Origin of the sequence: Aurantimonas sp. E1-2-R+4 (genome assembly GCF_036549515.1) — a bacterium.
GTDB classification, from domain to species: domain Bacteria; phylum Pseudomonadota; class Alphaproteobacteria; order Rhizobiales; family Rhizobiaceae; genus Aurantimonas; species Aurantimonas coralicida_A.
Genome location: NZ_JAZHLK010000030.1, coordinates 21,040 through 32,440 on the forward strand (window position 1 = coordinate 21,040; position 11,401 = coordinate 32,440).

10 protein-coding genes are annotated in these 11,401 nt (G+C 62.7%); 9 read left to right on the plus strand and 1 reads right to left on the minus strand.

The annotated features are described in order from the left end of the window. The first annotated feature begins 2 nt into the window (after positions 1-2). The 9 genes from VQ045_RS14200 (at position 3) to lpxB (ending at position 9,973) form a co-directional block, all read left to right on the plus strand. Positions 3-689, plus strand: coding sequence for an isoprenyl transferase (locus tag VQ045_RS14200; RefSeq protein WP_442873119.1), 687 nt, complete (start codon positions 3-5; stop codon positions 687-689). A 4-nt stretch (positions 690-693) separates the two neighbouring features. Then, positions 694-1,545 carry a phosphatidate cytidylyltransferase gene (locus tag VQ045_RS14205; RefSeq protein ID WP_327625594.1) on the plus strand — a complete coding sequence of 284 codons (852 nt, stop codon included), beginning with the start codon at positions 694-696 and terminating at the stop codon, positions 1,543-1,545. A gap of 188 nt (positions 1,546-1,733) precedes the next feature. After that, positions 1,734-2,873 carry an RIP metalloprotease RseP gene (gene rseP / locus VQ045_RS14210; RefSeq protein WP_327648146.1) on the plus strand — a complete coding sequence of 380 codons (1,140 nt, stop codon included), beginning with the start codon at positions 1,734-1,736 and terminating at the stop codon, positions 2,871-2,873. 201 nt (positions 2,874-3,074) lie between these two features. After that, positions 3,075-5,534 carry an outer membrane protein assembly factor BamA gene (bamA, locus tag VQ045_RS14215; RefSeq protein ID WP_331830558.1) on the plus strand — a complete coding sequence of 820 codons (2,460 nt, stop codon included), beginning with the start codon at positions 3,075-3,077 and terminating at the stop codon, positions 5,532-5,534. A gap of 47 nt (positions 5,535-5,581) precedes the next feature. Next, complete coding sequence (gene lpxD, locus VQ045_RS14220; protein WP_331830559.1) at positions 5,582-6,640, plus strand: UDP-3-O-(3-hydroxymyristoyl)glucosamine N-acyltransferase; 1,059 nt, start codon at positions 5,582-5,584, stop codon at positions 6,638-6,640. Next, positions 6,633-7,100: a 3-hydroxyacyl-ACP dehydratase FabZ gene (gene fabZ / locus VQ045_RS14225; protein ID WP_331830560.1), complete on the plus strand. Its 468-nt coding sequence runs from the start codon at positions 6,633-6,635 to the stop codon at positions 7,098-7,100. Before lpxD ends, fabZ begins: the two co-directional genes overlap by 8 nt. Before the next feature lie 3 nt (positions 7,101-7,103). Beyond that, a complete protein-coding gene (gene lpxA / locus VQ045_RS14230) occupies positions 7,104-7,910 on the plus strand; it encodes an acyl-ACP--UDP-N-acetylglucosamine O-acyltransferase (RefSeq protein ID WP_327625588.1) in 807 nt (268 codons plus the stop codon). A gap of 3 nt (positions 7,911-7,913) precedes the next feature. Continuing rightward, a complete protein-coding gene (locus VQ045_RS14235) occupies positions 7,914-8,801 on the plus strand; it encodes an LpxI family protein (RefSeq protein ID WP_327625587.1) in 888 nt (295 codons plus the stop codon). After that, complete coding sequence (gene lpxB, locus VQ045_RS14240) at positions 8,798-9,973, plus strand: lipid-A-disaccharide synthase (RefSeq protein ID WP_331830562.1); 1,176 nt, start codon at positions 8,798-8,800, stop codon at positions 9,971-9,973. Before VQ045_RS14235 ends, lpxB begins: the two co-directional genes overlap by 4 nt. Positions 9,974-10,021: 48 nt before the next feature. On the opposite strand, the gene gltA is transcribed toward lpxB, so the two are convergent. Beyond that, a complete protein-coding gene (gene gltA, locus VQ045_RS14245; protein ID WP_331830563.1) occupies positions 10,022-11,314 on the minus strand; it encodes a citrate synthase in 1,293 nt (430 codons plus the stop codon). Positions 11,315-11,401: the final 87 nt, after the last annotated feature.

Sequence of the window (11,401 nt, forward strand, 5' to 3'; positions counted from 1 at the left end):
TCATGGACGGCAACGGCCGCTGGGCACATTCGCGCGGCTTGCCGCGCAGCATGGGCCATCGCCGCGGCGTCGAGGCGGTGCGCGAGGCTGTGCGCGCGGCTGGCGAACTCGGCATCCAGTATCTGACCCTGTTCGCCTTCTCGTCCGAAAACTGGCGCCGCCCACAGGATGAAGTCGCCGAGTTGATGGGATTGTTGAAGCATTTCATCCGCCGCGACCTTGCGGATCTCCACAAGGAAGGAGTCCGCGTGCGCGTCATCGGCGCGCGGGACAATTTGACGGACGACATCCGCGCACTGCTCGATGAGGCCGAGAGCTTGACCCGCGACAACCAGCGCCAGACGCTGGTTGTCGCTTTCAATTACGGGGCGCGGGACGAAGTGGCGCGCGCGATGCGGCGGATCGCCGAGAAGTTCGCGGCGGGAGAGGTGCCACTGGAAGCGCTCACGCCCGATTACCTTGACGCGCATCTCGATACCGCGGGCATCCCGGACCCCGATCTGATCATTCGCACCAGCGGCGAGATCAGATTGTCGAATTTCCTGCTCTGGCAGGCCGCCTATTCGGAGTTCGTGTTCCTGCCCTGCCTGTGGCCCGATTTCGACCGCAAAGCCTTCGAGGGTGCGATCGAGGAGTATTTCAGCCGCGATCGTCGCTACGGTGGCCTGTCCCGCGAAATCGCTTCCTGAGCTGATGGGGCTAGGGATTCGGCAATTTTTCGGCGCCGGAAGCTGGACCGACCTGCGGTCGCGGCTGATTTCGGCCGTCGTCCTCGGTCTCCTCGTCCTCGCTCTGACGATCATCGGTGGGTGGCCATTTCGGCTTTTGTGTTTCGCGACCGGGCTCATCGTGTTCGACGAGTGGTCGCGAATGACAAGGGCTCAGCGCGTCGGTCCGATCTTCAGCTTCGCGCGGCGCGCGCTGGTCGTGGCGCTGTTCGCCTTCGTTTTCCGGTTCTATCTCCTGGCACTGGTAGTCGTGATTCTGGCGGCTGCGTTTATCGCCTTTATCGATCGGAACGAGCGCAAGGCCGACTGGGTTCTCGGTGGTTTGCTGTATTCCGCCTTGGCGGCACTCGCGCCGGGCATGTTGCGCGGTGACGACAGTGCCGGGCTCGCCGCCCTTGGCTTTGTCATCGCGGTCGTGTGGTCCACCGACATCTTCGCCTATTTTACCGGCCGATCGATTGGTGGGCCGAAGCTCTTGCCGATGGTCTCACCCAAGAAGACAATGTCGGGTGCGGGCGGTGGACTTGTGGCCGGCAGCCTTTTCGGGGCGCTGTTCGCTCTGTCGATCGGTAGCGCGTTGAGCCCGTTCATCCTGGTCCTTGCCGCCGTTCTATCGGCGCTTGGCCAAGCGGGAGACCTTTACGAATCGTGGATCAAGCGGCGTTTCGGCGTCAAGGATTCCGGCCGGCTCATTCCTGGCCACGGGGGGCTGATGGATCGAATCGACGCGTTGATCGTAGCCATCGGCGCGGCTTGGCTGGTCGGCCTTCTGATCGCAGGCTTCGGCAATCCGGCCCACGGGATCTTCGCGCTCTGACAGATGACAGGCTACGGCATCGCCGCGTGTTCTTGAGGGCGATACGGGCTCGTATCGGGTCCTGAAGGATGCGCGAGGCTGAAATCTCGTACGCGGCCATCATTGCGACGCGATCATACGGGGCTTATGACAGTTGCATTGCGGTGGGCGGCTGCCCGCCCGCATGGATCAATCAAGAGGATGCCCTGATGGAATTCGCCGGAGGTTTGGCCGGTCTGTGGAGCGGAGGACTCGTCTATGTCGTCCCGTTTCTGTTTGTCCTCACGATCATCGTCTTCTTCCATGAACTCGGCCACTATCTGGTCGGGCGCTGGTGCGGGATCAAAGCACTGGCCTTTTCGATCGGGTTTGGGCCGGAGCTCATCGGCTTCAATGACCGCCACGGAACCCGCTGGAAGCTCTCGGCGGTTCCGCTTGGCGGATATGTGAAGTTTTTGGGTGATGAGAACGCCGCCTCCGTGCCGGACCACGAGGCACTGGCGAGCATGGACGAGGCCGAGCGAGCCGGGGCCTTTCCGGCCAAGAGCGTCAGCCGCCGGGCGGCAACGGTCGCCGCCGGTCCGATTGCCAATTTCATTCTCGCCATCGTTATTTTCGCCGGCGTGGCCTTCGTCAATGGTCGCGTCGTCGGCGATCCGGTCGTGGCCGACGTTCGTGCCGAATCGCCCGCCGCGGAAGCCGGGTTTCAGCCCGGCGATCGCGTCGTTTCGGCCGACGGAGAGCCGATACGCTATTTCTCCGATCTGCAACGCTATGTGTCGGCGCGTCCCGATACGCCGATTCTGATGGCCGTCGAGCGCGAAGGCAGGACAGTCGAGCTGACCGTCACGCCGAAGAGCGAGACCCAGACCGACGGATTCGGCAATAGCTTCACCGTTCCGGTGATCGGGCTGGTCGCGACGAATGACGGCTCGTCGTTCCGGCTAGAGCAATTGTCCTTGTTGGAATCGCTTGGCTATGGCGTCTCCCAGACGTGGTACGTGACCGAGCGCACCGTCGATTTCATCGGTCAGGTGATCACCGGCCGCCAGAGCACAGACCAGATTGGCGGTCCGATTCGTATCGCCCAGGTCTCGAGCCAGGTGGCGACGATCGGGTTCGGCGCTTTGCTCAACCTGGCGGCACTGCTGTCGGTGTCCATCGGCCTGCTGAATCTGCTGCCGATTCCGATGCTGGACGGTGGCCATCTACTCTTTTACGCCTATGAGGCCGTTCGCGGCAGGCCGTTGAGCGAGCGGGTGCAGGAAATCGGGTTCCGAATCGGGCTCGCACTGGTAATGCTGCTTATGGTATTTGCATTTTGGAACGATATTTCCGGCTTGGTCTGAGAATGGCGAGTCGGGACGGGGGCCTGGGGTTGCAAAACATCAACTATCGCGGCGGTGTCCGTGGCTGCGTTGCAACGGGTTTCCAATTCCTCAATGGACTCGGTCCAGGTTGCTTGAATGAATTCCGAAAGCCGGTACAAGGCGTTGACGCGTGCTGTTCCCTTGGCGCTTCGACACAATGACAAGAAGGTGGTTGAACCCATGATGGCTGGAACGAAAATCTTACGCGCCGCTTCGGCGGTCGTCCTGTCCTCGACCGTTCTCGCCGCGACGACCTTGGGTGCTCAGCTTGCCGTCACCACGGCCGTCGAGGCGGCTGTGGTCAACCGCATCGAGGTGAGGGGGAACAGTCGGGTCGAGGCGGACACGGTTCGCAGCTTCACGCAGATCCGGCCCGGCCAGAACGTCAGCGAGGCCGAACAGGACGAGGTCCTTCGTCGCCTCTTTGCGACAGGATTGTTCTCCGACGTTCGCGTCAGCCAATCGGGTGGCACGCTCGTCGTCCAGGTCGACGAGAATCAGATCGTCAATCAGGTTCTTTTCCAGGGCAATTCCAAGATTAAGGACGAGCAGCTTATGGCTGCGGTTCAGACCCAGCCGCGCGGAGCCTATTCGTCCGCCACGGCGCAGGCGGACGTCGAGGCGATCAGCGGGGCTTACACTAGCATCGGTCGCAGCGATGCGGTGGTCAGCGTCACCACGCAGCAGGTCGGCGAGAACCGCGTCAACGTTATCTATAATATCCAGGAAGGCGACCGCACGAAGATCGCCTCGATCAGCATCGTCGGCAACAACGCCTTCAGCGACAGCCGCTTGAAGCAGACCATCGCCCTGCGCGAATCCGGGCTGCTCAGCTTCATCCAGCGCGACGACATTTATGATGAGGATCGTCTGCGCACCGACGAGGAGACGCTGCGGCGCTTCTATTTCAATCGGGGCTACGCCGACTTCCGTGTCATCTCGTCGGTGGCCGAGCTCGACGAAACCCAGAATTCCTACTTCATCACGATCACCGTGGACGAAGGGGAGCGTTACACCTTCGGCAATGTGGCGATCGACAGCACCATCCCGGGAATCGATTCCGAGGCGCTCTACAGCGAACTGGAAACCCGTCCGGGCGAGGTCTACAGCGCCAAGGATGTCGAGGAGTCGCTGGTCAATCTGACGAACAGCATGGCCAACGCCGGCTTTGCCTTCGCCCAGGTCACACCGCGCGGCGACCGTGATTTCACCAATCGAACCATCGCGATCAATTACGTGATTGACCAAGGTCCGCGCGCCTATGTTGAGCGGCTCGAAATTCGCGGTAACACCAAGACCCGCGACTACGTGATCCGGCGCGAGTTCGACGTTTCCGAAGGCGATGCCTTCAACCAGGTCCTGATTCAGCGCGCCAAGCAGCGGCTGGAGGATTTGAAGTTCTTCGAGAAGGTTTCGATCTCGACGGCCCCCGGCGCGGAGCCGGATCGGGTGATCGTCATCGTCGATGTGGTGGAAAAGGCCACGGGCGAGCTCTCGCTCGGCGGTGGCTACACGACCGGCGGCGAGAATGCGGGGCCGGTTGCGGAAGTCGGCGTCACCGAGCGAAACTTCCTCGGTCGCGGCCAGTTCATCAAGGTATCCGCCGGGTTCGGAAAGGACACGCGGAACTACAGCCTGTCCTTCACCGAGCCGTATTTCCTGGGTCGACGCCTGGCGGCGGGATTCGATGTCTATCGTAGTGAGAGCACCTCGGGTGACTATGATTCGGTTCGGACCGGCGGCGACGTGCGCCTGGCGGCACCGATCACCGAGAACCTGACGGCGCAGATCGCCTACAACTTGAAGCAGGAAGAATTCGGCGACAACAACGGCTTCTCGATCCCTGACGCGGCCGGCGTCTCTCCGGGCACGGCCGGATATGTCACCACGCGCAGCACCTGCGCCGTTCCCAATCCGGTCGGCAATCAGTTCAACTTCGGCACGACGACGCCATCCACGGCCCCGAACTACACCAAGTCGCCGATCATCAATCAGGCGATCTGCGACAGCCCCTATCTCACGTCGTCGATTTCCTATTCGCTGACCTACAACACCCTCGATAATGCCGGCGACCCGCGTGAGGGTTTCTTCATCCAGGGCGGGCAGGAATTCGCAGGCATCGGCGGCGATGCGAATTTCATCAAGACTACCGGCAAGGCGACCTATTTCAAGCTTCTCAACGAAGAGTACGACGTCATCGGCCAGTTGAGCTCGGCGGGCGGAAACGTCTCCACCCTCGGCGGTGACGACCTGCGGGTCTTCGACAACTTCTTCAAGGGTCAGGACGTCGTCCGCGGCTTCGACTACAAGGGCATCGGCCCCCGCCAGAACGGCGTGTCGATCGGCGGCACGAACTACGCGAACGCGTCCGCCGAAGCGACCTTCCCATTACCGTTGATTTCTCGCGACTACGGGTTCCGTGGCGCGGTCTTTGCGGACGCGGGATCGCTCTGGGGGTCTGAGTTCGAGGGCGCTCCGGGCGTCATTGGAACAGACGCGGCGCTGAGGGCCTCCGCGGGTGTTGGACTGATCTGGGCGTCGCCGTTTGGCCCGCTTCGGGTCAACTATGCCCATCCGTTCGTCAAGGAAGACTTCGACGAACTGCAGGAGTTCTCCTTCGGGTTCTCGTCCCGCTTTTAATCGGAAGGGAATTGAGGTCGGCGATGTCGACCTCAATGCCGTTGTCGATGCCTGATTCAATTTTCTTTCCGCGTGGCAATGGCCTCGCTTTGGGCGAGCTTGCCGAGATGGCAGGGGCCACGCTGGCCAACGGCGTGGATCCCGAGCGCACCGTCAGTGGCATTGCTCCGCTGACCGAGGCCGGCTCCGACGACCTCTCCTTCTTCGACAACGTGCGCTATGCGGATGACCTGGCGACAACCGCCGCTGCTTGCGTGGTCGTCGACCAAAAAAATCTCCGGCTGATTCCTCCTCAGGTTGGCGCGCTGATCGCCAAGGATGTCCAGAGCGCCTTCGCTGCGGCGGGGCAGGCTCTGTTTCCGCTCGCCGTCGCGCCGACGGCAGCCAGCGGCCAAAGTGGACTTTCGCCGCGCGCGGATATCCATCCGACTGCGCGGATCGAGGATGGCGTGACGGTCGAGGCCTTCGCGGTGATTGGACCGCACGTTGCCATTGGGCGCGATACGCTGGTGGGAGCGGGAGCGATTATCGGTGCCGGCTGCCGGATCGGCCGCTCCAGTCGGATCGGTCCCGGCGTCTGTGTGACTCACGCTTTGCTGGGTAATCGGGTGATACTCCACCCGGGCGTTCGTGTCGGCCAGGATGGGTTTGGCTACGCGGCTGGACCGGCGGGCTTGCGGAAATCGGTCCAGATCGGCCGAGTGATTATCCAGGATGACGTCGAGATCGGAGCCAATACCGCGGTCGATCGTGGAGCGATCCGTGACACGGTCATCGGCGAGGGGACGAAAATCGACAATCAGGTCCAAATCGGCCACAACGTCACGATCGGGCGTCATTGTGCGATTGTCGCGCAGGTCGCAATATCCGGCAGCACGACGATCGGAGATGGCGTCATGATTGGTGGTCAAACCGCGATCAACGGCCATTTGACGATCGGTGATGGCGCCCAGATCGCGGCGGTATCGTCGGTTGCCGGCGACGTCCCTGCGGGCGCCCGCTGGGGCGGGACGCCGGCCAAACCCGTCCGCGAATGGTTTCGCGAAATGACGCTTCTATCCGAACTTGCCAAGAAACGGCGTTCGCCAAGGAAAAACGATGAGTGACGAGTCGACGGTGCTAGGCAGCGCCGACATCCAGCAAATCCTTGAACTCCTGCCGCACCGCTACCCCTTTCTGATGGTGGACCGCATCATCGATATCGAGGGTGACATGCGGGCCGTCGGCATCAAGAACGTGACCGCGAACGAGCCGCATTTTCTCGGGCATTTCCCGTCGATGCCGGTGATGCCCGGCGTCCTCATCATCGAAGGCATGGCGCAGACCGCGGGCGCGATTTGTACCCGCGCAGCCGGCACCGGCACACCGCGGCTCGTCTATTTCATGACCATCGACAACGCCAAGTTCCGCAAACCCGTGGTTCCTGGCGATCGGCTCGAATATCACGTTACCCAGACGAAGAAGCGGGCCAACATCTGGAAGTTCGACTGCATCGCCAAGGTGGATGGCGCCAAGGTCGCGGAGGCGAGGGTCAGCGCGATGCTGGTGCCGCGCGACGCGTCCTGAATCATGAGTTCCACGATGATTCATCCGACTGCCGTCATCGAAGACGGCGCCGAGATCGGCGATGGCTGTGAGATCGGACCATTTTGCCACATCGGCCCACAGGTCAGGCTCGGCGCGAACAGCCGTCTGCGCTCGCATGTGGTCCTTTGGGGCAATACGGCCATCGGCGAGGGGGCGCAGATCTGGCCGTTCGCCTCGCTCGGCCATGCCCCTCAACATCTGAAGTACCGGGGCGAAGACACCCGTCTGGTGATCGGTCGCAATTGTCTCGTGCGCGAGCATGTGACGATGAACGCCGGGACGGTGCAGGGGCGCTCGGAAACGACGATCGGCGACGATTGCGCCTTCTTCACCGGTGCGCATGTGGCGCACGACTGCGTGCTCGGCCGCAATGTCACCTTGATCAACAATGTGATGCTGGCGGGCCATTGCACGATCGGCGAATTCGCCACGATCGCCGGCGGCTCGGGAATTCACCAGTTCACCAGAATCGGCCATCATGCCTATGTCGGCGGCCTAGCGGCGGTCGAGGGTGACGTCATTCCGTTCGGAATGGTGCTGGGCAATCGCGCCTATCTGTCCAGCCTCAATGTCATCGGCATGAAGCGCGCTGGCTTCAATCGGGAGGCGATCCGCAATGTGCGGCGGGCCTATCGCATGCTGTTTTCCTTCGATCTGACGTTCAAGGAGAACATGGACGAGGTACAGGCCGAGTTTCCGGACGATCCGCTCGTGCAGGATTTGCTTGGTTTTATCCGCGCCGGCGGCGACCGGGCCCTTTGTTTCCCCCGTAACACGCAGTCGGCATAGGCCGTGAGCCCGGATCACCCCGGCGAGGCTCTGGGGATCGTCGCAGGCGGCGGCTCGCTGCCCCGGATCGTCGCCGAGGCTGCTCGCGCCGCGGGCTGGCGGCCAGTCGTCGTGCGGATCGGTGACGGCATCGGCGACGACTGGAGCGGATTTGACGGCGGTGCATTTGCATGGGGCCGCACGGGCGACGCGATCGCCTGTATGACAACGAGCGGCGTTCGTCGTCTGGTCTATTGCGGAACCGTGTCCAAGCGACCGGATTTTCGCTCGCTGCTGCCAAGCGTCCGGACCTTGCTGCGGCTTCCCGCGGCGCTGCGGATCGTGCGCGGCGGCGACGACAGGCTGTTGCGGACTCTCACCCGCTATCTCGAGCGCGAAGGCTTTGAAATTCTGGCCGTTCAGGAAATCGCGCCACGCCTGTTGGCGCCGTCGGGTCCGCTGGGCCATAGGGCGCCACGAAGCGAAGAGGTTGCGGCCCTTTCGCTCGCCGTGCAGGCTGCCCGTCAGCTTGGGAAACTGGACATCGGCCAGGCGGTTGTCGCGTCGGACAATCGGGTGATTGCCCTGGAGGGAATCGAGGGAACCCGGGCGATGTTGGCGCGGGTGGCGGAGTTGAAAGCCGGCGGTAAAATCGGAAAGCGCGAGCTCTGTGCTCTGGTCAAGAGCGTCAAGCCGCAGCAGGATCAGCGTTTCGATCTACCCAGCATCGGTGTGGCGACGATCGAGGAGGCTGCCACGGCCGGAATTTCCGCCATCGGGGTTACCGCCGGGCGCAGCCTGATTCTGGGCCTCGACGACGTGATCGCGGCGGCCGATCGTCATGACATCGCGCTGGTCGGCCTGGCGGACGAGGCCGTGCCGGAGATCATCCCATCGGGAGAGCGCAATTGACGACCATCGGATTCGTCGTCGGAGAACCCTCGGGAGACCGGATCGGCGCTGATCTGATTCGCGCGCTCCGCAGCCAGACGGACGGCGAGTTGCACGTCGTCGGTCTCGGCGGCGAGGCGATGCAGGCGGAGGGGCTGACGAGCCTGTTCGACATCCATGAGCTGTCGATCATCGGCATCGGGGCGATCGTCGCGCGACTGCCGCAGCTGCTGCGCCGGGTATCGCAGACGGCGGATTTCATCGTCGACGCCAAGCCGGATGCATTGGTGATCATCGACAGCCCGACCTTTTCACATCGCGTCGCCAGGCGGGTGAGGGCGCGGCTGCCGCAAATGCCGATCGTCAATTATATCCCACCGACGGTGTGGGCTTGGCGGGAAGGGCGGGCCGCCGCCATGCGCCCCTATGTCGACCACGCGATCTGTGCCTTGCCGTTCGAACCCGAGACGCTGCGCCGGCTGGGTGGGCCGCCCGCGAGCTATGTCGGTCATCCGTTGATGACGACGCCCGCGCTGCGACAAATGATCGAGGAAGTGAACCGGCCTGCCGCCGATCGGGCACCGAGCAGCCCGCCGACGCTTCTGATCCTTCCCGGCTCGCGCCGGGGCGAGATCAACCGGTTGATCGACGATTTCGGCGCGACCTTCCAGCAATTGCTCACGAGGATGCCGGGACTGACCGCAATCATCCCGACGCTGGAGCGCCACCGGCCAATCATCGAGGCAAAGATCGCCAATTGGGGAAACAAACCGGTGATCGTAACTGGCGAGGCGGAAAAATGGGCGGCCTTCGCCAAGGCCGATGCCGCGATCGCAGCATCCGGGACCGTTTCGCTGGAATTGGCGCTGGCGGATGTCCCGATGGCTTTGGCCTACCGCCTCGACCCGATCGGTTATCGGTTCCGCCATCTGATTTCAGCCTGGACCGCCGCGCTGCCGAATTTCATCGCGGGTCATCCGCTGGTTCCCGAGCACTTCCACGAATTCGTGCGCCCGGAGATGCTGGCGCGCCGTCTTCAGCGCCTGTTGACCGATACGCCTGAACGGCGGGCGCAACTCGCCGGCTTCGCCGAGATACGCGACGCGATGGCCATCGATCGCCCGCCTGGGGAGGCCGCTGCCGACATCGTGCTTGATCTCCTGCGGCAAGGCCGTCCGACCAAGCCGGAATAGAAACGGGCGCCGAGGCGCCCGTTATCGTTTGCGATGGGAATGCCGGTATCAGCTGCGCTGGTCGACCGCCACATAGTCGCGCATCGTGGCGCCGGTGTAGAGCTGCCGCGGACGGCCGATGCGCTGATGCGGATCCTCGATCATCTCTTTCCACTGGGCGATCCAGCCGACGGTCCGGGCCACGGCGAAAAGCACCGTGAACATCGTCGTCGGGAAGCCGAGCGCCTTCAGCGTGATGCCGGAATAGAAGTCGACATTCGGATAGAGCTTCTTCTCGATGAAATACTCGTCGGTGAGCGCGATCCGCTCGAGTTCCATCGCGACCTCGAGCAGCGGGTCGTCCTTGATGCCGAGTTCGTCGAGAACCTCGTGACAGGTCTTCTGCATGATCTTGGCGCGCGGATCGTAGTTCTTGTAGACCCGGTGACCGAAGCCCATCAGGCGGAACGGATCGTCCTTGTCCTTGGCGCGGGCGATGAACTCGGGGATGCGGTCCTTGGTGCCGATCTCCATCAGCATGTTCAGCGCCGCCTCGTTGGCACCGCCATGGGCAGGCCCCCAAAGGCACGCCACGCCGGCCGCGATGCAGGCGAAGGGATTGGCGCCCGACGAACCGGCGAGCCGCACGGTCGAGGTCGATGCGTTCTGCTCATGGTCCGCATGGAGGATGAAAATCCGGTCCATCGCCTTCGCGAGCACAGGATTGATCTGATACGTCTCGCAGGGAACCGCGAAGCACATGTGCAGGAAGTTTTCGGCGTAGGCGAGGTCGTTGCGCGGATAAACGAACGGCTGGCCGATATGGTATTTGTAGGCCATCGCCGCGATCGTGGGCATCTTGGCGATCATTCGCAGGCTCGCCACCATCCGCTGGTGCGGATCGGCGATATCCGTGGAGTCGTGGTAGAAAGCCGACATGGCGCCGACCGAGCCGACCATGACGGCCATCGGATGAGCGTCGCGGCGAAAGCCGGTGTAAAAGCGGCTCATCTGCTCGTGGACCATCGTATGCCGCGTCACGCGGTATTCGAAATCCTCCTTCTCACGCGCCGTCGGCAGTTCGCCATACAGCAGAAGATAGCAGGTCTCCAGAAAATCGCCCCTCTCGGCGAGCTGGTCGATCGGGTAGCCGCGATGCAGCAGCACGCCCTCGTCGCCATCGATGTAGGTGATCTTGGATTCACAGGACGCCGTCGACGAAAAACCCGGATCGTAGGTGAACAGACCGGTCTGCTTGTAGAGCGTCGTGATATCCACGACGCCCGGGCCGATAGTGCCACTGTGCAGGTCCAGCCCCGCCTCCTTTGTGCCCAATGTGAGCTTCGCCGACTGTTCTGCCATGCGTTTTCCCTTCAATGGTTGCCACGGCGGTTGAGACCTATCGCAGCGCACACGTTTTACTCAGATGATTGCCTACTCCAAAGCCAC

Excerpts from the sequence above, each read along its gene's own strand:
- VQ045_RS14200 (WP_442873119.1), top strand. The coding sequence starts at position 3 with ATGGACGGCAACGGCCGCTGGGCACATTCGCGCGGCTTGCCGCGCAGC.
- VQ045_RS14205 (WP_327625594.1), top strand. The coding sequence starts at position 694 with ATGGGGCTAGGGATTCGGCAATTTTTCGGCGCCGGAAGCTGGACCGAC.
- rseP (WP_327648146.1), top strand. The coding sequence starts at position 1,734 with ATGGAATTCGCCGGAGGTTTGGCCGGTCTGTGGAGCGGAGGACTCGTC.
- bamA (WP_331830558.1), top strand. The coding sequence starts at position 3,075 with ATGATGGCTGGAACGAAAATCTTACGCGCCGCTTCGGCGGTCGTCCTG.
- lpxD (WP_331830559.1), top strand. The coding sequence starts at position 5,582 with ATGCCTGATTCAATTTTCTTTCCGCGTGGCAATGGCCTCGCTTTGGGC.
- fabZ (WP_331830560.1), top strand. The coding sequence starts at position 6,633 with ATGAGTGACGAGTCGACGGTGCTAGGCAGCGCCGACATCCAGCAAATC.
- lpxA (WP_327625588.1), top strand. The coding sequence starts at position 7,104 with ATGAGTTCCACGATGATTCATCCGACTGCCGTCATCGAAGACGGCGCC.
- gltA (WP_331830563.1), bottom strand. The coding sequence starts at position 11,314 with ATGGCAGAACAGTCGGCGAAGCTCACATTGGGCACAAAGGAGGCGGGG.